Source organism: Buchnera aphidicola (Therioaphis trifolii) (genome assembly GCF_005080705.1).
Taxonomy (GTDB): Bacteria; Pseudomonadota; Gammaproteobacteria; order Enterobacterales; family Enterobacteriaceae; genus Buchnera_L; species Buchnera_L aphidicola_X.
In genome coordinates this window covers 79,447-104,298 of the sequence record NZ_CP032996.1, presented here as the reverse complement: position 1 = coordinate 104,298, position 24,852 = coordinate 79,447, and the positions used below count along the sequence as shown (strand labels likewise).

The 24,852-nt window shown below is 18.9% G+C and carries 24 protein-coding genes and 1 tRNA gene; 6 read left to right on the top strand and 19 right to left on the bottom strand.

The features are described from left to right. Nucleotides 1–7 precede the first annotated feature (7 nt). Together D9V81_RS00525 and rsmA are read right to left on the bottom strand one after the other, a co-directional pair. Nucleotides 8–823, bottom strand: a complete 816-nt coding sequence (locus D9V81_RS00525; RefSeq protein WP_158349372.1) for a symmetrical bis(5'-nucleosyl)-tetraphosphatase — start codon at nucleotides 821–823, stop codon at nucleotides 8–10. Between the two features lie 45 nt (nucleotides 824–868). Further along, on the bottom strand, nucleotides 869–1,672 hold the full coding sequence (gene rsmA, locus D9V81_RS00520) for a 16S rRNA (adenine(1518)-N(6)/adenine(1519)-N(6))-dimethyltransferase RsmA (protein ID WP_158349371.1): 804 nt from the start codon (nucleotides 1,670–1,672) through the stop codon (nucleotides 869–871). A 143-nt stretch (nucleotides 1,673–1,815) separates the two neighbouring features. On the opposite strand from rsmA, the gene D9V81_RS00515 reads away from it, so the two are divergent. After that, a complete protein-coding gene (locus D9V81_RS00515) occupies nucleotides 1,816–2,430 on the top strand; it encodes a DedA family protein (protein ID WP_158349370.1) in 615 nt (204 codons plus the stop codon). Between the two features lie 103 nt (nucleotides 2,431–2,533). Here D9V81_RS00515 and rplY read toward each other — a convergent pair whose 3' ends face one another. After that, nucleotides 2,534–2,827, bottom strand: coding sequence for a 50S ribosomal protein L25 (gene rplY / locus D9V81_RS00510; protein WP_158349369.1), 294 nt, complete (start codon nucleotides 2,825–2,827; stop codon nucleotides 2,534–2,536). Nucleotides 2,828–3,016: 189 nt separating this feature from the next. On the opposite strand from rplY, the gene D9V81_RS00505 reads away from it, so the two are divergent. Both D9V81_RS00505 and glyS read left to right on the top strand, forming a co-directional pair. After that, complete coding sequence (locus D9V81_RS00505) at nucleotides 3,017–3,907, top strand: glycine--tRNA ligase subunit alpha (RefSeq protein WP_158349368.1); 891 nt, start codon at nucleotides 3,017–3,019, stop codon at nucleotides 3,905–3,907. 25 nt (nucleotides 3,908–3,932) lie between these two features. After that, a complete protein-coding gene (gene glyS, locus D9V81_RS00500; protein ID WP_158349367.1) occupies nucleotides 3,933–6,002 on the top strand; it encodes a glycine--tRNA ligase subunit beta in 2,070 nt (689 codons plus the stop codon). A 3-nt stretch (nucleotides 6,003–6,005) separates the two neighbouring features. On the opposite strand, the gene pheT is transcribed toward glyS, so the two are convergent. From pheT to D9V81_RS00465, 7 genes are all read right to left on the bottom strand, one after another. Next, nucleotides 6,006–8,381, bottom strand: coding sequence for a phenylalanine--tRNA ligase subunit beta (pheT, locus tag D9V81_RS00495; protein WP_158349366.1), 2,376 nt, complete (start codon nucleotides 8,379–8,381; stop codon nucleotides 6,006–6,008). Continuing rightward, nucleotides 8,381–9,400, bottom strand: coding sequence for a phenylalanine--tRNA ligase subunit alpha (pheS, locus tag D9V81_RS00490; RefSeq protein WP_261978187.1), 1,020 nt, complete (start codon nucleotides 9,398–9,400; stop codon nucleotides 8,381–8,383). Before pheS ends, pheT begins: the two co-directional genes overlap by 1 nt. A gap of 88 nt (nucleotides 9,401–9,488) precedes the next feature. Further along, a complete protein-coding gene (rplT, locus tag D9V81_RS00485; protein ID WP_158349365.1) occupies nucleotides 9,489–9,845 on the bottom strand; it encodes a 50S ribosomal protein L20 in 357 nt (118 codons plus the stop codon). A gap of 56 nt (nucleotides 9,846–9,901) precedes the next feature. After that, nucleotides 9,902–10,099, bottom strand: coding sequence for a 50S ribosomal protein L35 (rpmI, locus tag D9V81_RS00480; RefSeq protein ID WP_158349364.1), 198 nt, complete (start codon nucleotides 10,097–10,099; stop codon nucleotides 9,902–9,904). A 34-nt stretch (nucleotides 10,100–10,133) separates the two neighbouring features. Then, a complete protein-coding gene (infC, locus tag D9V81_RS00475) occupies nucleotides 10,134–10,673 on the bottom strand; it encodes a translation initiation factor IF-3 (protein WP_158349363.1) in 540 nt (179 codons plus the stop codon). 21 nt (nucleotides 10,674–10,694) lie between these two features. Further along, a complete protein-coding gene (gene thrS / locus D9V81_RS00470) occupies nucleotides 10,695–12,608 on the bottom strand; it encodes a threonine--tRNA ligase (protein WP_158349362.1) in 1,914 nt (637 codons plus the stop codon). Nucleotides 12,609–12,745: 137 nt separating this feature from the next. Beyond that, nucleotides 12,746–13,792 (bottom strand): 3-deoxy-7-phosphoheptulonate synthase, encoded by a 1,047-nt coding sequence (locus D9V81_RS00465; protein ID WP_158349361.1) that lies wholly within the window; start codon nucleotides 13,790–13,792, stop codon nucleotides 12,746–12,748. A 210-nt stretch (nucleotides 13,793–14,002) separates the two neighbouring features. Between D9V81_RS00465 and D9V81_RS00460 the strand changes: the two genes are divergently transcribed. Further along, a complete protein-coding gene (locus D9V81_RS00460) occupies nucleotides 14,003–14,386 on the top strand; it encodes an iron-sulfur cluster assembly accessory protein (protein WP_158349360.1) in 384 nt (127 codons plus the stop codon). A gap of 2 nt (nucleotides 14,387–14,388) precedes the next feature. On the opposite strand, the gene tyrS is transcribed toward D9V81_RS00460, so the two are convergent. Beyond that, a complete protein-coding gene (tyrS, locus tag D9V81_RS00455) occupies nucleotides 14,389–15,651 on the bottom strand; it encodes a tyrosine--tRNA ligase (RefSeq protein ID WP_158349359.1) in 1,263 nt (420 codons plus the stop codon). A gap of 85 nt (nucleotides 15,652–15,736) precedes the next feature. After that, nucleotides 15,737–16,357 carry a riboflavin synthase subunit alpha gene (locus D9V81_RS00450; RefSeq protein WP_158349358.1) on the bottom strand — a complete coding sequence of 207 codons (621 nt, stop codon included), beginning with the start codon at nucleotides 16,355–16,357 and terminating at the stop codon, nucleotides 15,737–15,739. 92 nt (nucleotides 16,358–16,449) lie between these two features. Between D9V81_RS00450 and D9V81_RS00445 the strand changes: the two genes are divergently transcribed. After that, a tRNA-Val gene (locus tag D9V81_RS00445) sits at nucleotides 16,450–16,523 on the top strand. A gap of 48 nt (nucleotides 16,524–16,571) precedes the next feature. Beyond that, a complete protein-coding gene (tilS, locus tag D9V81_RS00440) occupies nucleotides 16,572–17,867 on the top strand; it encodes a tRNA lysidine(34) synthetase TilS (protein ID WP_158349357.1) in 1,296 nt (431 codons plus the stop codon). On the opposite strand, the gene metG is transcribed toward tilS, so the two are convergent. The 7 genes from metG to hisB all read right to left on the bottom strand — a co-directional run bounded on the left by metG (nucleotide 17,862) and on the right by hisB (nucleotide 24,844). Beyond that, nucleotides 17,862–19,469 carry a methionine--tRNA ligase gene (gene metG, locus D9V81_RS00435; RefSeq protein WP_158349356.1) on the bottom strand — a complete coding sequence of 536 codons (1,608 nt, stop codon included), beginning with the start codon at nucleotides 19,467–19,469 and terminating at the stop codon, nucleotides 17,862–17,864. The genes tilS and metG overlap by 6 nt on opposite strands. A gap of 146 nt (nucleotides 19,470–19,615) precedes the next feature. After that, entirely contained in the window at nucleotides 19,616–21,016 is a 1,401-nt protein-coding gene (gene gnd, locus D9V81_RS00430) for a decarboxylating NADP(+)-dependent phosphogluconate dehydrogenase (RefSeq protein ID WP_158349355.1), read from the bottom strand. A gap of 67 nt (nucleotides 21,017–21,083) precedes the next feature. Then, nucleotides 21,084–21,695 carry a bifunctional phosphoribosyl-AMP cyclohydrolase/phosphoribosyl-ATP diphosphatase HisIE gene (gene hisIE / locus D9V81_RS00425; protein WP_158349354.1) on the bottom strand — a complete coding sequence of 204 codons (612 nt, stop codon included), beginning with the start codon at nucleotides 21,693–21,695 and terminating at the stop codon, nucleotides 21,084–21,086. Further along, entirely contained in the window at nucleotides 21,692–22,465 is a 774-nt protein-coding gene (gene hisF, locus D9V81_RS00420; RefSeq protein ID WP_158349353.1) for an imidazole glycerol phosphate synthase subunit HisF, read from the bottom strand. Before hisF ends, hisIE begins: the two co-directional genes overlap by 4 nt. Beyond that, nucleotides 22,429–23,181: a 1-(5-phosphoribosyl)-5-[(5-phosphoribosylamino)methylideneamino] imidazole-4-carboxamide isomerase gene (locus tag D9V81_RS00415; RefSeq protein WP_158349352.1), complete on the bottom strand. Its 753-nt coding sequence runs from the start codon at nucleotides 23,179–23,181 to the stop codon at nucleotides 22,429–22,431. Before D9V81_RS00415 ends, hisF begins: the two co-directional genes overlap by 37 nt. Nucleotides 23,182–23,185: 4 nt before the next feature. Then, nucleotides 23,186–23,776: an imidazole glycerol phosphate synthase subunit HisH gene (gene hisH, locus D9V81_RS00410; RefSeq protein ID WP_158349351.1), complete on the bottom strand. Its 591-nt coding sequence runs from the start codon at nucleotides 23,774–23,776 to the stop codon at nucleotides 23,186–23,188. After that, complete coding sequence (gene hisB / locus D9V81_RS00405) at nucleotides 23,777–24,844, bottom strand: bifunctional histidinol-phosphatase/imidazoleglycerol-phosphate dehydratase HisB (RefSeq protein WP_158349350.1); 1,068 nt, start codon at nucleotides 24,842–24,844, stop codon at nucleotides 23,777–23,779. Nucleotides 24,845–24,852: the final 8 nt, after the last annotated feature.

Below are 24,852 nucleotides of genomic sequence, written 5' to 3'. Positions count from 1 at the left end.
TATTTTTTTATTTTTGTTTAAACCATTTTTTATCATCCCATCGAAATATACTTAAATATTTACCCCAACAACATCCACTATCTAAAAGTACAATATTTTTATATGTATTAATAATTCCAGTTAAAGATGCCCAATGACCAAAAAAAATAGAATATTTTTTATTGATAGAATTTTTAAAAAAAAACCAGGGTTTTAATTTTTTTAATTCAGATTTATAAGAAGGAGCATCTTTATAATTTAAATTTAATGATTTATCATAAGATAAATAACGCATTTTTGTAAATATATTAATACCAAATTTTAATTGATCAAATATATTTAATTTTTTATTCCATACAGTATAAGAATCAAAATTTATTATTTCTTTTAAAAAATTTAAAAAATTATGTGATGATAAATATAAATGTATTTTTTTTGAAAAATATTTTAATTCTTTTAAATTCCAATATGGATATATTCCAGCATGAGTAATAATAATTTTTTTATTTTTATCAATATAAAAAACAGGTTGTTTTCTTAACCAATCCATTAATTGATTTACATATTGAGATTTAAACAAATTATCTAAATTATCTTGTATATTATTCTTTTTAAAACCATAATATATTAATAATGCTTTTAAATCATGATTACCTAAAACTATTTTTATATTATTTCCTAAAGATTTTAAATATAACAAAACTTCTAAAGAATTTGGACCTCTTCCAATTAAATCACCAGCAACTAATAAAATATCATATTGAGAATTAAATTGAACTTTTTTTAATAAAAGTTCTAATTGTTTAAAACATCCATGAATATCACTAATTAAATATGTACTCATATTAAAATCCTTATTTTTTTTAAATAAAATATAAAATAATAAAAATTATTGCAAAGAATATAAAAAATCAGCAAGTTTACAATATTCATATATTGATACATTTTCTGCACGAATATTAGGATTAATATTTAAATTTAATAAAGAATTTTCATCACAAATACCCATTAAACTATTTTTTAACATTTTTCTACGTTTTTTAAAAGCTAAAAAAGTTATTTTTTTTAAAAAATTTATTTTATTTAATGGATATAATACTTTTAATTTTGGAGTCATTTTTATAAAACTAGAATTCACTTTTGGAATTGGAAAAAATGATTTTGAAAATATATTAAATCCTATATTAATATCATAATAACATTGAGTTATTATACTTAATCGACCATATAATTTATTTCCTGGTTTAGCAATTAATCGATCTGCTACTTCTTTTTGAATCATAAAATTAATATCCAAAATATACTTTTGAAATTGAATTAAATATAATATTAATTGTACAGAAATATTATAAGGTATATTTCCAAAAATTCTTAATATATTATTTTCCTGAATAAACAATTTTTGAAAATTAAAATGCATAACATTCATATTAAAAACAATTAATTTTTTATAAAAATCAAATTTTTTTAATAAAATTATTATATCTTTATCTAACTCAATAACAAATAATTTATCAACAAAATGACATATTGGTTTAGTTAATGCTGCTAATCCAGGACCAATTTCTATTAATGTATCTTTTTTTTTTGGATTAATAAAATTAATAATTTTATCTATTATATTTTTATCATGAAGAAAATTTTGTCCTAAATATTTTTTAGGAGTATATTTTTTTGATAAAATACAATGCATATATTTTTAAATACCAATTTTAAAATATAAAATAATATGTTATTATATAATAATTATTATAATAATATTTATAAATTAAAATAAATAAATCATATAATAATTAAAAAATTAAATAAAATATTCATTTATTAAAAAGAGAAATTATGAAGGCTTGGTTATCATATTTGTTGACACAGTTTTCATCACATCCTTTATTATTAGTAATTATAGTAACATTTTTAGAATCATTAGCATTATTAGGATTAGTATTACCAGGAATGGTTTTAATGGCAACAATAGGTACTCTTATTGGAAGTGGGAAATTATCACTTTATACAGCATGGATTGCTAGTATTATTACTTGTTCTTTAGGTGATTATTTATCATATTATATTGGATGGAAATTTAAAAACTGGATATATACAATAAACATATTTCAAAAAAATATTACTTTATTTAATAAAGTAAAAAAAATATTACATCAATATAGTATGATTACTATTTTTTTTGGAAAATTAATTGGACCAACTAGACCACTGATTCCTATGATGTCAGGAATGGTTGAAATACCAATAAAAAAATTTATATTACCAAGTTTTATGGGTTGTATAATATGGCCTATATTATATTTTTTACCAGGAATATTTACAGGAATATTAATAAATCATCCAGAATATATAAAAAAATGTTTTCCTTTATGGTTTTTAATACCTATTTTATTAAGTATAATAATAATTATTTTTATAGTATGGATAATATATAAAAAAAAAATAATATAAAAAATATTATTTTAAATTTTATTAATTATATAATTATTTTATTTATCGGTACGAAAATTTTTTCATATAAATTATTACGTACCGACAAAATTTTTATATAAAATTAATGTTTTTTATATAAAAAATCAATATGTAATATTTTTTTTTTAAAACAATGTCTTTGTACAGATTGTACAGAGACTAAATATTTTTTACCTAATATTCTTAACATTAAAGGGTCAGTATAAAATTTTTCATTTTCTTGAAGATTGAAAACAACATCATGATCCAAAGATATATGTAATATATTTTTTTTTAAACCATAAATAATACCAGGAATTTTATTATCAATTTTTCTTAATTTTCTACTAGCACTTTTTCCTATTTTTAAACGTTCTTCTCCATTAATTATAATCACACTCTACCTCAAATAAAAATATTTATATTTAATTAAAATTATATAATAAAATTTTTTTATAAAAATATCATTATATAATTTTAATTTAAAATATAAAAATATAATTAATTTTATTAATTATAATATAAAATATAATTAATAATAAAATAAATTAAATAAAATATTATTTTATAAATACAAATAATTATTATGAAAATAGAAAATATTTTAACATGTTGTGATTTAATTGAAAAATTAAAAAAATTTTGGTCAAAATATGGTTGCATAATTATACAACCAATTGATATACCAGTAGGTGCAGGTACATTTCATCAATGTACTTTTTTTAGATCTATTGATCCTAAACCATTACGAATGGCATATTTACAACATTCTAGAAGACCAACAGATGGAAGATATGGAAATAATCCTAATAGATTACAACAATATTATCAATTTCAAGTAATTATGAAACCAGCACCACATAATATTCAAAAAATATATTTAAAATCATTAAATGAAATTAATATAAATATACAATTAAATGATATACGTTTTATAGAAGATGATTGGGAAAATCCTACATTAGGTGCTTGGGGAATTGGATGGGAAGTATGGTTAAACGGAATAGAAATTACACAATTTACATATTTTCAAAAAATGGGATCATTAAAATGTAATCCAATTTCTGTAGAAATAACATATGGATTAGAAAGAATTGCTATGAATATTCAAAATAAAAATAATATATATGATATTATTTGGGATAAAAATAAAAAATTTACAATTTACTATAAAGATTTATTTCAAAATAATGAAATTCAGCAATCATTATATAATTTTCAAAATTCAAATATTGAAATTTTAAAAATATTATTTAACCAACATTTATTTGAGGCAAAAAGATTAATATCATTAAAAAATCCTTTAATAATACCCTCTTATGAACATATTTTATATGCAACACATAATTTTAATTTATTAGATTCAAGACAAATTATTTCTAGTACAGAACGACAAAAATATATTTTAAATATTAGATCTATAATAACAAAAATTGCAAAAAAATATTATCAAAATGAAAAAAATACATTATTATAAAAAAAAGGATAATATATAATAAAATATGAATTATAAAACATGTTTAGTAGAATTAAATATTGAAGAAATTCCATCAAAACAAATAAGAAATATTGCAAATCAATTTTATGAAAATATTAAATTTCAACTTGAAAAATATAAAATTCATTTTTATAAAATAAATATATTTGATACTCCAAGAAGAATTGCAATTATAATCAAAAAATTAAACACATCATTAATTATAAAAAAAAAAAAATATCGAGGACCTTCAATTAAAGAATCTTTTGATATTCATGGTAAAATAACTACTCCAGCATTGAAATGGTTAAAAAAATTTAATATTAATTTAAAAGATACAACAATATTAAGTAATAAGAAAGGAAAATGGTTATTATATGAAAATATAAAAAATACCATATCTATAAAAAATATTTTATTAAAAATTATTACTTTTACTATTAAAAATATATATACATCAAAAAAAATGAAATGGAATCAATATGATATACAATTTATTCGACCAATTCGAAATATTATTATATTAATAGATAATAAATTAATTAAATTTAATCAATTTGGAATTCCTTCTAAAAAATATTTATATGGAAATATATTTACAAAATTTAAAAAAATTAAAATTAAACATGCAAAAGAATATGAAAATTTATTATATAAAAAAGGTAAAGTAATATCAAAATTTAATATTAGAAAAAAAAAAATTAAATATCAAATTCAAAAAAAAATATTTAAAATAAAAGGTAAAATTCAATACTGTAAAAATTTATTAGAAGAAATTACTTGTTTAGTAGAATGGCCAAAAATATTATTAGCAAAATTTGAAAAAAGTTTTTTAAATATTCCACAAGAAATAATAATATATATTATGAAATCAATACAAAAATATTTTCCAATATATAATATATATAATAATAAATTAACTAATTATTTTATTATTGTCGCTAATAATAATTCTAAAAATAATGAAAAAATTATATTAGATAATGAATTTATTTTAAACTCTAAATTTTCAGATATAATCTTTTTTATGAAACAAGATTATAAAATAAAATTAAAAGAATATTTTCCACTATTAAAAAAAATTATTTTTCATGAAAAATTAGGAACTATGTTAGAAAAATCAGAAAGAATAATTTATTTAATAAAATATGTTTCAAAATATACAAAATCTAACTTAAAAGAATCATTAAAAGCAGCTTATTTATCAAAATGTGATCTTAATACTTATATGGCATATGAATTTCCAGAATTAAAAGGTATTATTGGTATGTATTATGCCTTAAAAGATAATGAATCAAAAGATATTGCTTTATCAATAAAAGAACAATATAAACCTAATTTTTCAAATGATACATTACCTTCAAATATATTAAGTTGTACTTTGGCTATTACTGAAAAAATTGATACTATAGTTGGATTATTTTTAATTAATAAAATCCCTAAAAATAATAAAGATCCATTTTTTTTAAGAAGATTAACAATTGGAATAATACGAATTATAATAGAAAAAAAAATTAATATTAATATTTACAAAATTATTAAAAAATCAATTAATACTTATTATTTTTTATATCCTAAAAAAGAAATTTTAAAAAAAATTATAAAATTTATAAAAGATCGATTATATATTTGGTATAAAAAAAAATATGAAATAAATGTTATTAAATCAGTTTTTTCATGTCATAAAAATAATTTATTAAACATAGATATATTATTAAAAACTATTCATAAAATAAAAAATAATATAAATTTTCAAAATACAATTATTACATATAAAAGAATATTTAATTTACTTAAAAAAATAAAAATTAATGAAAAAAATAATCATTTAAATTATCAATTAATTCAAAATGAAGAAGAAAAACAATTATTTATAAATATGAACAATAACGATTGTATGTTAAAAATATTAAATAAAAAAAGAAAATATAAACAAGCATTTAAATTATTATTTCAATTTAATAAATTTATAAATAATTTTTTAAATAAAAATTCTATTAAATATACTTCTCAAGAAATTCAAAAAAATAGAATTACATTATTATTAAAAATTAAACATATATTTCTAATAATTATTAATCTTATTAAAATATAAAAATTACATTCTTAAAATAGCATGAAATTTATAATATATTTTTTTAACACAATCATTAATCATATAATCAATTTCTATATCTTTAAATGTTTTATACATACTTTGAAAAATAAAAGTTAAAGTAACACTTTTTTTTCCTTTTACGATAGGATTTCCTGTATATATATCAATTATATAAATTTTAACTATTTCTGAAATAAACTGTTTTTTACAAAATAAAATTATATCTTCAACTAATATTTTCTCATCAATAATAATTGAAATATCTCTTTTACTATATGGAAATTCAGATACTTTATTTATTAAATTTAATCTTTTAAAATGTATTTTATACCAAAATATTTCAAATAAAAAAGTTGAATAATTTATATTAAAATAATTTAATAAAAATGGATCTAATTCACCCATGTAACCAATAAATATATTATTAAAAAAAATTTCAACACTATTACTAATATGTAAACCTGATATAATTGATTTTTTAAATTTAATACTTTTTAAATAACCTATAGAATCAAAAATTGATTCTACATGACCTTTTAAATCATAAAAATCAAATTTTTTTGCAGAAACATCCCAGTGATATTTATAATTTAAATTTCCAATAATTCCTGAAAAATACAAATTTTGTTTAACAAATTTTTTTTTTTGTTTAATAGGAAAAAAACATAAACCACTTTCAAATAAACAAACTTCTTCATATTGACGATTTTGATGATATAATAAATTTTTAATTAATCCAGGCCAAAGTGAAATTCTCATACAAGACATATCTTTTGATATAGGATTTTGTAAAAATAAAAATTTTTTATTTGGATAAATTACTTTTTGAATATCAGGATCAATAAAACTATAATTAATTACTTCATAATATCCTAAATCAACTAATGTATATTTCACTCTTTTTAAATAATTTTCTAAAATATCATCTTTAACAAAATTATTATAAGTGATTAAAGGAGTAGATATAATTTTATCATATTGATATATTCTCATTATATCAGATAATATATCTTCTTCAAATAACAAATCAGATCTCCAAGATGGAGGAATAATAATCCAGAAATCTTTCTTTCTAAAAAAAGTATATCCTATTTTCTTTAAAATATTTTCAATAAAATAATAACAAATATTAAATCCTATAATTTTTATTATATTTTTATAATATAATTTTATTTCTCTATTTATATATTTAAAATATTTTTCTGATTGAATATTAGTAATATTACTAGTATAACCACCACAAATTTTTAAAAATAAATATGTTGCATATTCAATAACTTTAAGTTGATTTTCCGGATCAACAAAATAATCATTTAATTTTATTTTATTATTAATTTTAAATTGATAAATAGAATTATTTAAAATATTAGGATCAATAAAAAATGAACCAAGAAATAAATTATTTTCATTAATATTTATAGGAAACAAATTATAATCTATATTACCCAATAATGATAAAATTTTATTTTTATTTTTTAAAATTAATATTTTATCATTTAAATAAATATCTTTATTATTCTTTAAAATTATATGAGATTTTAAAAAACATACATTGATATTATCAAAATCATTTAAAAAACTAAACGTATATAAAGATTGTCCTAATTCTATAAATATATAATTAATAATATCAACAACAATATTAACATTATTAATATGATATTTTCTTAATTTTTCTTTAATCCATATTGGAGTTTTTGTTTTTAAATTAATATTTTTAATAATTCTACCAAAACAGTTATAATTTATATTTTTATTTATCAAAATTTTAATATCTTTTTTAAAATTAATTGGTATTTTAATATTTTTTAATTTAGGAAATTCTAAATTATTTAAAATAGCTACTTCTCTAGCAATTCCAAAAGCACCAAATGTATCAGTTCTATTAAAAGTCGTATTAATTTTAATTATTTTATCTTTATAAAAATTAAAATCTTTTAACTCTATTCCAATTGGAGCAAAAAAAGGTAATTTAATAATTTTATTTATTTTATTAAATATTCCTATATCATGAAATGTGCATAATTTACCTTCAGATATTATTCCTTTAATATTTAATGATATAATTTTTTTATTATAAATAATTTCTGAACCAATACAAGCAACTAATACTTTTATATTTTTTTGAATATAATTTTTATTATTTATGATATTTATTATTTTTTTTCCAATATTAACCTTTAAAACTAATAAATTATCATTATATGGATGTATTTTAAATGAAATAACTTCACCAATAAAAATATTTTTAAAATTATTAATATTAAGTTTAATTTCTTCAACTTCTAATCCAGAATTAGTAATTTGTTCACAAATCACCTCAATAGATAATTTTGTATCAATCCAATTTCTTAAAGAATGTTCACTTAATTTCATTAAAAATACCTATTTTTTTTAAATTGTTTTAAAAATCGTAAATCATTTTTTAAAAATAAACGTAAATCATTTATTCCATAATATAACATAATCATTCTTTCTACTCCCATACCAAATGCAAAACCAGAATATATATTAATATCAATATTAAATCGTTTTAAAATATTAGGATGAACCATACCACATCCTAATATTTCTAACCAAGTATTATTTTCATCCATAACATCTACTTCAGAAGATAATATAGTAAAAGGAAAATAAGAAGATCGAAATCTTATTTTCATTTTTTTATTAAAAAAAATATCTAAAAATATATTAATAATCCATTTTAAGTGTGAAAAATTAATATTTTTATCAATTATTAAACCCTCAATTTGATAAAACATTGGACTATGAGTTTGATCATAATCTTTACGATATACTTTTCCAGGAACAATAATTTTAATTGGTAATTTTTTTTTTTTTATTTCATGAATTTGCATATTTGAAGTTTGAGTTCTTAATAAAAAATCTGAATTAAACCAAAAAGTATCCTGCATATTACGAGCAGGATGAGAAATAGGTATATTTAAAGCATCAAAATTATAATATTGATGCTCTATTTCAAATCCATTTTTTATAATATTAAAACCAAATTTAGAAAATATTGATTCAATATAATAAATAAAACTTGTAATAGGATGAATAGCACCTAATTTTTTTTTACGTCCTGGCAAAGATATATCTATTTGTTTAAAACGATTTTTTTTATTTATCTCTAAATTATCAAATTTTATTCTTTCATTATCAAAAATATTTTTAATATATTTTTTTACATAATTAATTTTTTTTAAAAAATATTTACGTTTTTCTAATTCTAAAATCTTAAATTCTTTAATATAATTTGAAATTAAACCCTTTTTTCCAAGATATTTAATTTTTAAAATATTTAATTGATTTTTTGTTTTAATAAGTTTTAATTCTAATTCAAAATTTTTTAAAAATTGAATTTTATCAAAATAAATTTTTAATTTATTCAAAATTATACCTAAATATTTTATCTAATAAAAGCTCCCAAAAAAAGGAAGCTTATATTAAAATATATTTTTATATTAAAAAATAAAAAAATTATTTTATACTATTTTTTATATTTTTTACTAAAAAAGAAAAAGAATTATTATCCATAATAGCTAAATTTGATAATATTTTACGATTAATTTGAATATTATTTTTTTTTAAACCAAATATAAAATTACTATATGAAATATCATGTAAACGAACAGCAGCATTAATACGAGAAATCCATAATTTTCTAAATTGTCTTTTTTTTTGTCTTCTATCACGATATGCATATTGTCCAGATTTAATTACAGCTTGTTTTGCAACACGATAAACACGTGATCGAGCTCCATAATATCCTTTTGCTTGTTTCAAAATTTTTTTATGTTTTTTATGAGCAACTACACCCCGTTTTACACGAGCCATTTCAACCTCTTAATAAAAATATTTCATATCATTATAATAATTATATGAATAATAAATTAAATATATGGAAAAAAAAATCGAACATGATTTTTATCTGATTTTGAAACTAAATTTTTTGATCTAAGATGTCTTTTTCGATGAGATGTTTTTTTAGTTAAAATATGTCTTAAATTAGATTTTTTTTTTTTAAATTCTCCAGAAGATGTACTTCTAAAACGTTTTACAGCACTTTTTAATGTCTTCATTTTAGGCATAAAATTACCATATAAATTAAAAAATGATAAAAAATTATTTTTTTTTAGGAGATAAAATCATAATCATTTGACGACCTTCAATTTTTAAAGGGAATGATTCTACAAATGATATAATACTTAAATCATCCCGAATTCTTTTCAACATTACAATTCCAAGATTTTTATACGCCATTTCTCTTCCTCGGAATCTTAAAGTAATTTTTACTTTATGTCCCTGCATTAAAAATCGATTTAAATGTTTTAATTTAACTTGATAATCCCCTATATCAGTATTAGGTCGAAACTTAACTTCTTTAATTTGTATAATTTTTTGTTTTTTTTTTTGTTCTTTAAGATTTTTACTTTTTTTATATAAAAATTTTCCATAATCCATTATACGACATACTATAGGATTTGCATTAGGACTAATTTCTACTAAATCTAATTTTAGTTTTTTTGCATATTGTAAGCCTTGATTTAAATTTACAATTCCAATTAATTCATTATTTACACCAATTAATCTAATTTCATTTGATTTAATTTCATCGTTAATACGATTATGTTTAATTGAATAAATACGTTTACTATATTTAATACTTTATTCCTCCAAAAAAAATTATAAAATATGGTATTTTATTTCATATTTTATTTTTCTTATAAAATTATCAATACTCATAATTTTAGTAACATTATTATTTCTATTACGTACACTAACTTTTTTAATATTAATTTCTTTATCTCCACAAATTAATATATATGGAATTTTTAAAATAATATATTTTCTTATTTTAGAATTAATTTTTTCATTTTTTATATCATATTTTACTCTAATATTTAATTGAAATAATTTCTTAAATAAATTTATAACATATTGATTATGATTACTATTTACATTAATAATGATAACCTGAATAGGAGATAACCAAACTGGTAAATTACCTGAATATTCTTCTAATAAAATTCCAATAAATCGTTCTATTGAACCTAATATTGCACGATGAATCATAATTGGCATTTTACGATTATTATTTTTATCAATATAATATGATCCAAAACGATCTGGTAAATAAAAATCAAGTTGTATTGTTCCACATTGCCATAATCTATTTAAACAATCTTCTAAGATAAATTCAATTTTTGGTCCATAAAATGCACCCTCACCTTTTTGACATTTAAAAATAATATTGCTATCAATTAATGCATTTTTTAAACTTAATTCTGCTTTATCCCAAATAATATTACTTCCAATTCGTTTTCTAGGACGAGTTGAAAACTTTACATGAATATTTTTAAATCCAAAAATCTTATAAGAATCCATAATTATTTTAATACAATTCATAATTTCAGATTGAACTTGATATTCAGTACAAAATATATGTGCATCATCTTGTGTAAAACTATTTAATCTAAGTAAACCATATAATGAACCAGATGTTTCATTACGATGACAAATGCCAAATTCTGCTATACGTAATGGAAGATCTTTATATGATCGTAAATATTTATTAAATATTTTTATATGCGCAGGACAATTCATTGGTTTAATACAATATATTTGATTTTCAGATTTTGTAAAAAATATTGAAGAATAAAAATTTTCTAAATGACCACTTTGTTTCCATAATGATTGATTTAACATAAATGGCGTTTTTACTTCTTCATAATTCCATTTTCTTAATTGAACACGAATAAAATTTTCTAACTCTCTAAATATAATAGATCCATTGTGATGCCAAAATATCATACCTGGAGATTCTTTTTCTTTATGATATAAATTCATTTTTTTATTAAGATTTCTATGATCTTTTTTCATTGTAATTTTTAATTTATTTAAATCACTTAACATCATTTCTTTATTTAACCATACCTGACCATAAATACGTTGAAATATTGTATTTAAACTACCATATTCTCGAGATATTATTTTAATATTTTTTAATTTAAAATGTAAACAAAAATTTATATTAGGAATTTGGGGTCCTAAATATATATCTAAAAAATTTTCATGTAAATAAATAGGTACATATTTATTATTAAAAAATTTTTTCTTGATATAATATAATTTATATAATTCATTTTGAGATAAAAATATATTTTTTAATTCAGAAAATAAAATATTATTAAATATAATATTATATTTTTTTTTAATTAATTTTTTCATCACATTTTCTAAAATTATAATATCATGTTTATTTAATTTATAATTAAGATCAATATCACAATAAAATATATTTTTATTAATATTACCAATTCCAAGTTTTGATGTTTTCCATACTTTTTTTAATGAATAAGATAATAATTGCATACATGAATAAGAAAATAAATTAATTGATCTAATATCATATTTAGTTAAAATATCAATATGACAATTTTTATTTATATGAAAATTTATATCAACAAATTTTCCATTAATAATCGATCCAACAACAAATTTAGAAAATCCTATTTTAATATCCTCTACTACTTTTACTAATGAAATTGCATTTTTATATATTTTTTTTTTTCCATTAGGTAATGTAATAATAGGCATTATAAACCCTTTTAAAAAAAATTAAACATATTTTATTAATTATATAAGAATATTGTAATACATTTTAAATTAAATATATATTATTAAATTAATAATAAAAAAACAAAAAACACCAGTCATTTTGACTGGTCTTTTACTTATAAACGATAATTAATAGCTTTAGCTAACTGTTCAAGAATTAATTTAGTATCTTCCCACCCTAAACATGGATCAGTAATGGATTTACCATATATTAAATCTTTTTTAGGAACAACATTTTGAGATCCTTCTTTTAAAAAACTTTCAATCATAACACCAGAAATATTTTTTGTACCATCTATAATTTGTTTACAAATTGAATCAGCAACATGACATTGCATTTTATGTTGTTTTAAACAATTTCCATGACTAAAATCAATCATTAAATATTCAGGTAATTGAAATTTTTTTAATTTTTTTACTGCTTTTTTAATATCATAAGCATGATAATTAGGATTTTTTCCACCTCGCATAATAATATGCGCAAAGGGATTTCCACTAGTATAATTAATAGTCATTTGACCATCTTTATTTGGTGCAAAAAATACATGCTTTGATTGAGCAGCACGAATTGCATCAATAGCAATATTAATATTACCATCTGTTCCATTTTTAAAACCCACTGGACAAGAAAGAGAAGATGCCATTTCCCTATGAATTTGACTCTCAGTAGTTCTTGCGCCAATTGCACCCCAACTAATTAAATCTGCTATAAATTGACCAATAACAATATCTAAAAATTCTGTAGCAGCTGGCATACCTATTTTATTAATATCTAAAAGTAATTTACGTGCTACAGAAAGTCCATGATTAACTTTAAAACTATTATCAAGATCAGGATCAGAAATTAATCCTTTCCACCCAACTACAGTTCTAGGTTTTTCAAAATATGTACGCATAATAATTTCAAGTTGAAAAGAATATTTTTTACGTAATGTATATAATTGACTTGCATATTCTACAGCAGCATCTGGATCATGTACTGAACAAGGACCAATTATAACTAATAAACGTTTATCTTTACCAGTAAGAATATTAGCAATATGATTTCTTGTTAATATAACATTATCAATAATATTTGATGTTAAAGGATAACGTTTTGCTAAATCCGAAGGAGTAACCAAGGGATCAATATGTAATGTACGAAGTTCATCTGTTTTTTTCATATAAATTTCCTTATTTTAATTTAATATTTATTTTAAAATTAATAAATATTAATATATTTAAATATATATAATGAAATTGAATAATTATTTTAATAAAAATACTTTAAAATAAAAAATATTTATATTAAAAAATATATTTTTGATATAAAAATAATTTTTTGATACAATAAATACAAATTAAAATATAATATTTAATATATTTAATAACATATGAATTCTAAAAAATGGATTGGAATAAAATTAACTAAATTAGCGCAAAAATATTTTACAAACTTAATACATAAAAATAAAAATACTATAGGAATAAAAATTAATATAAAAAAATCTGGATGTGCAGGATTTAAATATAATTTATTATTAATTAATATTAATAATCAAAAAGAAATAAATAAATCTTATATATATATAAAAAATAATATTAAAATATATATTCCAATAACAGATATGCCATTCATAGATGGTACAATAATAGATTTTATTACAACTGATGGAATTAATATGAATATTCAATTTAATAATCCACAAATTAATGAATATTGTGGATGTGGAAGTAGTTTTTATATTAAAAATGTAAATAAAATTAATAAAATTTAATTTTACCAACATAATAATAAATGATTTTTTTTTCCTTTTGATAATATAGTAAATTTTTCAAATAATTTATCTGAATTTAAAAACTTATAATTTGGATTTTTTTCTTTACGATTATTAATTTTAATTGCATTATTTAAAATTAAACGATGAGCATCACTACGTGATAATGACAATTTTGAATTTACCAATACTTGCTTTAAATCTTCTAATTCAGATACTTTAATACTAAACATACCATCTTGTTTTAGTTGATAAAAATCTGATTTCTTTAAATTAAAAATATTTCCATAAAATAAATTTTCAGTAATTCTTTTAGCAGCATGTAATTTTTTTTTTCCATGAACAATATTTGTAATATAATCCGCAAGAATTAATTTAACATTTCGAATATTAGTATTAGAATTCTTTATTTCATTAATTTTAGATAAACTAAAAAAAGTAAATAATTTTAAAAATTTATATACTTGATTATCATTGATATTTAACCAAAATTGATAAAAAGAATAAGGACTAGTACGTTTACTATTTAACCAAATAGTTTTATTATTTTCTGTTTTTCCAAATTTAATTCCATTTTCTTGAATTAATAAAGGTACAGTCAATCCAAATACTTGCTTATGATGTATTTTACGTATTAAATCAATTCCAGAAACAATATTTCCCCATTGATCAGATCCACCAATTTGTAAAATTACTTTATATTTTTGATATAATTGTAAAAAATCATATGCTTGAAGTAAACTATATGAAAATTCTGTAAATGATATACCTTTTTCAATTCTATTAATTCTATTTTTAACAGATTTTTTATTAATCATAGTATTAATAGAAAATAATTTTCCAATATTTCTTAAAAATGGAATTATTTTTATCTCTTTAAACCAATCATAATTATTTAAAATAATTGGCGAATTTAAATTATTTTGTTTAAAAAATTTTTTAATTTGATTAATAATATCTTGAGTCCAAAATAAAAAATTATTTGAAATATTAATTAAACGTTCTTCTTTTTTAAATGAAGGATCTCCAATTAAACTAGTAGCATATCCTACTAAAATAAATAATTTATGTCCATAATGTTGAAACCATTGTAAACAAAATAATGGTAAAAGATGACCCACATGTAAACTATTTGATGTAGGATCAAATCCACAATATACAGAAATATAAGAATGATTAATATTTTTTTTTAAATCTGATATATTACTAATCTTAGAAATGAATCCTCGTAATTCTAATTCATCTAATAAATTATTTTTATTCATAAAATATTATATAACCTAATGTATAAAAAAAATAAAATATATATTTTATTAACATCATTTAAATTTATATTAAATGTTATTATATTTATTTTTTTAATGTATTTATATTAATATATGATTCTAATTTATCAATAATAATTTGTGTATAATAATCTATTTCTATATTTACAATATCACCTATATTTTTTAATTTTATATTTGTAGACATTATTGTTTCTGGAATAAAAGATATATAAAAACCATTTTTTAATACATTACCTATAGTTAAACTAATACCATCAATTGAAATAAACCCTTTAAAAAAAATATATTTCATTATTTTAGAATCATTCACTTGAAAAAAAATTTTTTTATTATTATCAGAATTCATAATATTTAATATTTTTGCTGTACCGATAATATGCCCTAAAATAAAATGACCACCAATTTCATCCCCATATTTTAATGATCGTTCAATATTAATTTGAGAACCAATTTTTAATAAAGAAAAATTAGTTTTTTTTAAAGTTTCTTCTATAATATCAAAATATACATTACAATTTTTAATTTTTGAAACTGTTAAACAACATCCATTATTTGAAATGGAAGCGCCAACTTTTAAATTTTTAATTAAACAAACTGGAAATTGTGTTTTTAAAGTTAAAAAATTTTTTTTTTTTAAAATAGATAATACAATAGAAATCCCATGTACAATACCAGTAAACATAAAAACCTTATATAAATAAATAAAAAAATAATTATAAAATTATAATATATATGATATATTATAATATATAAAATATATTATTTTAAAAATTTACGTTCGTAACTCAGTTGGTTAGAGTATCATCATGACATGATGAAAGTCAGTGGTTCGAATCCACTCGAACGTAAAAATAAATTATAATAATTTATATTAATTAAATAATAGGAAACTACATTTGATTAGTAATTTTATTAAAAAAATTAAAAAAAATCAAAAAATTTTAGTTGCTTATAGTGGAGGATTAGATTCAACAGTTTTATTATATCAATTGATTCCATTTATAATAAAAAAACCATTTTTACAAATTCGAGCTATTCATATTAATCACCAAATAAATCCTGAATCAGAAAAATGGATGAAACATTGTAAAAAAATATGTAAAAAATTTTTAATTACATTAATAATAAAAAAAATTAATATAAAAAAAAAAAATAATTTTCAAGAAAATGCAAGAAAATTACGATATCAAATTATTAAAAAAAATATGATTAAAAATGAAATATTAGTAACAGGACATCATCTTAATGATCAATGTGAAACATTATTTTTATCTTTAAAAAGAAGTAAAGGAGTTTATGGATTATCTGGAATACCTTATATTAATTCTGTAAATAAAAATAAAATTATTATACGTCCATTATTAAAAATTTACAAAACAAAAATAAAAAATTGGGCTATAAAAAATAATATACATTGGATTAATGATAATAGTAACCTAAACAACAAATATGATCGAAATTTTATTAGAAATAAGATAATTAATAAGATTCAAAAAAAATGGCCATATTTTATACAAAATTGCACTAGAAGTATGAAATTCTGTTATCAACAAGAAATATCCATAAATTATTTTTTAGAAAAAATTATTTTTAAAAATACATTATTTAATGATTCTATAAAAATAAAAATATTTTATAAATATCCTCAAGAAATTCAAAAATTATTAATAAGAAAATGGTTATTTATAAATACAAATCAAAAAATTTCTTATAAAGAAAATAAAAATATTTATAATAAAATGATTGTATTAAAAAATAATATTAATCAAAAAATAAATATTAAAAATATTACAATACAAAAATATAAAAAAAAAATTTTTTATATTCCAAAATATAAAAATATAAAAAATAAAATTATATTTTGGTATAATTATCAAAAGCCCTTAAAATTACCTGAAAAAATGGGATTTCTTATTCAAGATCAATATGGAACATTATTACCAAAACCTAAAAAATTAGATTTAATTAATATACGATTTCAATTAGATAAAAAAGTTTATTTAAATAATAAAAATATAAAAAAAAAAAATATTTTTCAAGAAAATAAAATTTTACCATGGAATAGAAATCGTATACCATTTTTATTTTATAATAATAAATTAATTTCTATATTAGGAATGCAAAATATAGATAATATAAAATCACATACTATTAAAACATGGAGAATATCTTGGATAAATTTGATTTCATAAAAAATTATGAATACTATTTAAATCAATTCTTTTATATAAACATTTAAAAACAGAAATTTTATGACATAATAATGGTGTATAAATATCATTCCAATTTAAAGAAGTTAATAAAAATTTTTCTGTTTTTTTTGATAAATTAGGAACAATTGGTGTAATATAAATCATAATTAATCTAAATAAATTAATACCCATAGAACAAATTTCTTGTAATTTATTATTATTATTTTTAATAATAATTGTCCATGGTTTTTTATTATTAAAATATTGATTTGCAATATCTGATAATTTTATTATTTCTTTTATTACCATATTAAATTCCATATTTTCAAAAAAATATTTTATTTTATTTGAAACTTTTAAAAATATTTCATATAATTCTATATTTTCTAATTTTGATGATAACATATTATCAAAATATTTATTTAAAAAACTTGAACTACGAGATGCTAAATTAACAATTTTATTTACAATATCTGAATTTATTTTATTAGAAAAATCTTTTAAATTAAATTCAATATCTTCAATACTTGAAGATAATTTAGAAGCATAATAATATCTTAAACTATCTGAATCAAAATACTTTAACCATTTTTTTACCGTAATTACAGATCCCTGGGATTTAGAAATTTTAGAACCTTGAATAGTAACATGTCCATGTACAATAATTTTAGTAGGTTTTCTAAAATTAATACCTTCTAAAATTGCTGGCCAAAATAAAGAATGAAAGTATATAATATCTTTTCCAATAAATTGATATAATTTTGTATTAGAATTTAAATTCCAAAATTCATTAAAATTAAATAATTTATTTTTTTTACATAAATCTTTACACGTACTAATATAAGCAATAGGTGCATCTAACCAAACATAAAAATATTTTTCTAAAAAATCAGGTATTTTAAATCCAAAATATGGTTTATCTCTAGATATATTCCAAGATTTTAAATCTTTATTAAACCATTCTTTCATTTTATTTAAAATACTTTTATTTAAAACTCCAGTTTGCATCCATTGATATAATTTATTTTGTACAATTGATAAATTTAAAAATATATGCCAAGAATTACGTATTATTGGTTTAGTATTTGAAATATTTGATATTGGATTAATTAATTCAATTGCTTTATAAACAGATCCACATACTGAACAATTATCTCCATATTGATTTTTTGAATAACATTTTGGACAAGTACCTTTAATAAATCGATCAGGTAAAAAAATTTTTTCTTTTATATCGTATAATTGAATAGTTTTTTTTAATTGAATTAAATTATTTAATTTAAGTTTATAATATATTTTTTTTACAAAATTTAAATTCTCTACATGATGTGTAGAAGAATAATTATCATAAGAAATATTAAAACACCGTAAATCGTATATATGTTGTTTAAAAATATTAGATATTAATTTTCTTGGAGAAATATTTAATTCTTTTGATTTTAATAAAATTGCTGTACCATGAGAATCATCAGAACAAATAAAAAAAATATTATAACCTAACATTTTTTTATAACGAACCCATATATCAGCTTGAATATGTTCTAAAATATGACCTATATGTATAGGACCATTTGCATAAGGAAATGCACAAGTAACTAAAATTTTTTTTTTAAATTCATAATTTTAATGAAAATTAGTAAATTATTATTAAATTATATCATAATTATTTTAATTTTTTAAATAGACTAATATTTATTATAAAATATTTTTTTTATTAATCTATTTAAAATCATAAATATAATTTTTAATTATTCTATCCAATTAGTATGATAAATACCTTCTTTATCATATCTTTTATAAGTATGTGCACCAAAATAATCTCTTTGTGCTTGTATTAAATTAGCTGAAGATTCTTTTGTTCTATAACCATCATAATATGTAATTGCAGAAGAAAAAGCAGGAATTGAAATACCTTGTTTGATTACATAGGATACAATTTCACGTAATGAAGAATGATATTTATTAGAAATATCTTGAAAATATGGAGAAAATAATAAATTAATTATAATATCATCATATTTATATATATCAACTATCTTATTTAAACAAGCTGCTTGAATGATACAACCTGAACGAAAAATTTTTGCAATATTACCACATTTTAAATTCCAAAAATATTTTTTAGAAGCACTTCCTAACTGTGAAAATCCTTGAGAATAAGATATAATTTTTCCTAAATATAATGCTTGTCTTAATTTTTCTATAAAATCTTCTTGATTATGAATAATTGAATTAATTTTTGGACCAGATAATATTTTTGAAGCTAAAGTTCTTTGTGATTTTAAAGATGATAAATATCTAGAAAAAACAGAATTAGTAATAATAGTTAATGATTCTTCTAAATCTAAAGCATTTTTACAAGTCCATTTACCTGTACCTTTATTTACTGCTGAATCTAAAATACAATCAATTAAATCATGTTTACCATCTTTTTTTAAAAGAATATTTTTAGTAATTTCAATTAAATAACTTTTTAATTCACCTTTATTCCAAAAACTAAAAATATTTGAAATTTCTTCATTATTTAAATTTAAAATATTTTTTAATATTGAATAAGTTTCTGAAATTAATTGCATATCAGCATATTCAATACCATTATGAACCATTTTTACATAATGCCCAGATCCATCTGGACCAATATAAGATACACAATCTTCATTATCAAATTTTGATGATATAGATTTTAAAATTGGTTTAATAATATTATATACTACTTTTTTTCCCCCAGGCATAATAGATGGTCCAGTTAATGCTCCATATTCACCTCCAGAAATACCTGCACCAATAAAATTGATATTATCTTTTAATAATTCATGATATCTTCTAATAGTATCTTTATAAAAAGAATTACCTCCATCAATAATAATATCGCCAGAATTTAAATATGGAATAAGAGAAGAAATAACATTATCTACAGAAGATCCTGATTGAACCATTAAAAAAATACATCGGGGTTTTTTCAAAGAATTTAAAAAATCTTTAATAAAAAAAAATGGAAATATTGTTTTTTTAGGATTATTATAAACTACATCTTTAGTTTTTTTTACAGTACGATTAAAAATTGAAACATTATAACCATGATTTGCAATATTTAATGCTAAATTACGGCCCATGACCGCCATGCCAATTACCCCAATATCATTATTCATATAACATAACTCCTAAAAAATTTTTTAAATTTTTTATATATATAAATATATAAAAATAAAATTTATTTTATTTTTTTTTTCTTCTGATATTTAAATTATTAATTATATCATTAAAATTTATATTTTGATTATGTAATAATACTAAAAGATGATATATTAAATCTGAAGATTCATTAATAATATTTTCTTTATTTTTATTAATAGCAGCAATTACTATTTCAATAGCTTCTTCTCCAACCTTTTGAGCAATTCTATTAATACCTAATTTATGTAAATTAGAAGTATATGATTTTTCTAAAAAAATATTTTTTTTTCTTTTAATTATTTTTTCTAAATAAAAAAAATTTGTATAATATGTTTTATTTCCATTAAAACAACTAATATTTTCTAAATGACATGTTTTACCTATTGGATTAACTAATATTAATATGCTATCTTGATCACAATCCAAAATAAGATCTATTACTTTTAAAAAATTTCCAGAAGTTTCACCTTTTGTCCATAATCTTTTTTTTGTTCTTGAATAAAATGTAACTATTTTGTTTTTTTGAGTTAAATTTAAAGCTTCAATATTCATATATCCATGCATTAAAATTTCTGAAGAAAAAATATTTTGTATAATACACGGAATTAATCCATTTACTTTTTTCCAATTTATATGTAATATTTTTTTTATCATATTCTAATTTTAATTCCTTTTTTAATTAAAAATTTTTTTAATTGTTGAATATTAAAAATATTTTTATGAAATACTGTTGCAGCTAATGCACCTTCTACATTTACATTTTTAAAAACATGATAAAAATCATCCATAATACCAGCACCTCCAGATGCTATCAATGGAACATGACAATTTTTTTTGATATATTTTAATTGTTTTAAATCATAACCTTGACAAATACCATCTTGATTCATCATATTTAATACAATTTCTCCAGCACCTTTTTTTTGAACTTCCTTAACCCATGAAATAGTATCCCAAATCGTTTTTTTTGTAGATTTTGAACACCCTGTATATTGATACACTAAGTATTTTTTAGTATTTTTATCAAACCAAGAATCTATACCTACTACAATACATTGAGATCCAAATTTATCAGCAATACGAGTAATTAAATTTGGATCATTAATTGCTGGAGAATTAATAGATATTTTATCTGCTCCAGAAGATAAAATTTCCTGAACATCATTAAGATTCTTAATACCCCCAGCAACACAAAATGGAATATCAATTACTTCTGCAATTTGATATATCCATTTTTTATTAACTAAATTATTATTAGTAGATGCACTTATATCATAAAAAACCAATTCATCTGCACCATCTTGAACATATTTTTTTGCAAGTTCAATAATATTTCCTACAATAATATGATTTCGAAATTGAACTCCTTTAACAACAAATCCATTTTTTACATCGAGGCAAGGGATGATTCTTTTTGCCAACATTTTATTGCCTCCATAATATTGAATTTTTTTTCTAATAAACTTTTTCCAATAATAATATCGTGAATACCTATTTTTTTTAGTTGAATAATATCATTTACACTAGAAATACCTCCAGAAGATTGAAAATAAAAATTAGGAAATGAATTAATAAGATTACGATATAATTTAAAATTTGGTCCTAATAAGGTCCCATCTCTAGATATATCTGTACATAATATATACTTAATTCCTAAATATGATAATTTTTTTAAAATATCTTCTAAACAAATATTAGTATTTTCTTTCCATCCATTAATAAATACATTATTAACATTATTAATAATATTTATATCTAAAGCAATAACAATATATTCACTTCCATAATATTTAATCCAATTCTTTATTTTATTTTTTTTATTAAAAATTGCTGATCCAATAACTACTCTTTTTGCTCCATTTAATAAAAAATATTCTATATCTTTTTCAGAACGAATACCACCAGCAATTTGTATTTTATTTTTAAAATAACTAAGTATATTATAAAAAACTTGATTTTTTTTCTCAAAAGGATTTCGAGCAGAATTAAGATCAACTATATGAACCATATTAATACCATAAAATAAATATTTTTCTATTAAATCATATACATTATAATTATAATATTGTACTAAATCATAATTTCCTTGATATAATCGAACTATTTTATTATTTAAAATATCTATTGCTGGAATAATCATAAATTTACATCTCTAAAAAATTTAATAATAACTTCGAACCTAATAAACCAGATTTCTCTGGATGAAATTGTACACCAAAAAAATTATTTTTTTGAATCGCAGAACTAAAATATACATTATAAAAAGAATTAGCAATTGTATATTCATTAATTGGAAACGCATAACTATGAATAAAATAAAACCATGAACCTGAATTAATATCTTTAAATAATGGATTTGATTTAGTAATAGTAATTTGATTCCAACCTGTATGAGGTAATGGTAATTCTTTAGAGTCTAATAATTGTACTGGAACATCAATAATTCCAATCATTTTAACACCATGAGATTCAGAACTAAATGATGATAATAATTGCATTCCTAAACATATACCAAGGGTTGGACAAGAAATATTTTTAATTACATTAATTAATTTTTTTTTAGATAATTGTGTAATAATTTCTGATGCACTACCTACTCCAGGAATTAATAATTTATCAGCATGAGAAATAATATTTACATCACTACTTATAATTGGATGATAACCTAATTTTTTAATAGATAATTTTACAGATAACAAATTAGAACAATTTGTATCTAAAATTACTATATTCATTTATAATATTCCTTTTGAAGTAGGTAAAATATTACTTGAAATTTTAATTGCTTTACCTAAAGCTTTACCAAAAGATTTAAATAAAGCTTCAATTTTATGATGATCATTTAAACCCATACTAATTAAATGTATTGTACTTTTCATAGAATAAGATAATGATCTAAAAAAATGTTCAACCATATCTGTATTGAAATCTCCAACAAATTGTCGATTAAATTTACTAATAAATTTTAAATATGATCTACCAGAAAAATCTAATAAACAATATGCTGAACTTTCATCCATAGGAACATGAAAACCAAATCTATTAATTCCTAATTTATTTCCTAAACATTTTAAAATTACATGACCTAAAACAATACCAGTATCTTCTATAATATGATGATCATCAACTTCGATATCACCTTTTACAAAAATATTCATAACAATATTACTATGAATAGCAATTTGATCCAACATATGATTAAAAAAATAAATTCCAGTATTAATTGTATTTTTTCCTACTTGATCTAACCATAGTTCTACTTTTATTTTTGTTTCTAAAGTATTACGAATTTTTTTAAAATATCTATTTTTTTTAGCAATAATATTATAAATATGATTCCAATTTGTATAATATTTATTATATAAAATTCCTGAAATTCCCATATTGTTTGCTAATTCTAAATCTGTTTCACGATCTCCAATAACATAACTATTTTTTTTATCTAAAGAATTTCGAATAATCCATGAATCAACTAATTCAGTTTTAGGTTTTCTACAATTACAATTATCTTTTAAAAAATGAGGACATATTAATATATGTTCAAAAAATATACCCTGTGAATAAAAAACATCAACCATACATTTATGGGGTACAATAAATGAATTATATGAAAATGTCTCAGTATATAATCCATCTTGATTTGTTACCATAACTAATTTAAAATTTAATGCAATCAATTTTTTTAAAGTTAAAATAACAAATGGTTCAAAGATTAATTTTTCAATTTTATCAACTTGAAGATTATCTGTAGGTTCATGAATTAAAGTACCATCTCGATCAATAAATAATATTTTTTCTTGCACAATAAAAT

Coding starts and splice junctions, on each gene's coding strand:
- D9V81_RS00525 (WP_158349372.1), bottom strand. CDS start 823: ATGAGTACATATTTAATTAGTGATATTCATGGATGTTTTAAACAATTA.
- rsmA (WP_158349371.1), bottom strand. CDS start 1,672: ATGCATTGTATTTTATCAAAAAAATATACTCCTAAAAAATATTTAGGA.
- D9V81_RS00515 (WP_158349370.1), top strand. CDS start 1,816: ATGAAGGCTTGGTTATCATATTTGTTGACACAGTTTTCATCACATCCT.
- D9V81_RS00505 (WP_158349368.1), top strand. CDS start 3,017: ATGAAAATAGAAAATATTTTAACATGTTGTGATTTAATTGAAAAATTA.
- glyS (WP_158349367.1), top strand. CDS start 3,933: ATGAATTATAAAACATGTTTAGTAGAATTAAATATTGAAGAAATTCCA.
- pheT (WP_158349366.1), bottom strand. CDS start 8,381: ATGAAATTAAGTGAACATTCTTTAAGAAATTGGATTGATACAAAATTA.
- rplT (WP_158349365.1), bottom strand. CDS start 9,845: ATGGCTCGTGTAAAACGGGGTGTAGTTGCTCATAAAAAACATAAAAAA.
- rpmI (WP_158349364.1), bottom strand. CDS start 10,099: ATGCCTAAAATGAAGACATTAAAAAGTGCTGTAAAACGTTTTAGAAGT.
- thrS (WP_158349362.1), bottom strand. CDS start 12,608: ATGCCTATTATTACATTACCTAATGGAAAAAAAAAAATATATAAAAAT.
- D9V81_RS00465 (WP_158349361.1), bottom strand. CDS start 13,792: ATGAAAAAAACAGATGAACTTCGTACATTACATATTGATCCCTTGGTT.
- D9V81_RS00460 (WP_158349360.1), top strand. CDS start 14,003: ATGAATTCTAAAAAATGGATTGGAATAAAATTAACTAAATTAGCGCAA.
- tyrS (WP_158349359.1), bottom strand. CDS start 15,651: ATGAATAAAAATAATTTATTAGATGAATTAGAATTACGAGGATTCATT.
- D9V81_RS00450 (WP_158349358.1), bottom strand. CDS start 16,357: ATGTTTACTGGTATTGTACATGGGATTTCTATTGTATTATCTATTTTA.
- gnd (WP_158349355.1), bottom strand. CDS start 21,016: ATGAATAATGATATTGGGGTAATTGGCATGGCGGTCATGGGCCGTAAT.
- hisIE (WP_158349354.1), bottom strand. CDS start 21,695: ATGATAAAAAAAATATTACATATAAATTGGAAAAAAGTAAATGGATTA.
- hisF (WP_158349353.1), bottom strand. CDS start 22,465: ATGTTGGCAAAAAGAATCATCCCTTGCCTCGATGTAAAAAATGGATTT.
- D9V81_RS00415 (WP_158349352.1), bottom strand. CDS start 23,181: ATGATTATTCCAGCAATAGATATTTTAAATAATAAAATAGTTCGATTA.
- hisH (WP_158349351.1), bottom strand. CDS start 23,776: ATGAATATAGTAATTTTAGATACAAATTGTTCTAATTTGTTATCTGTA.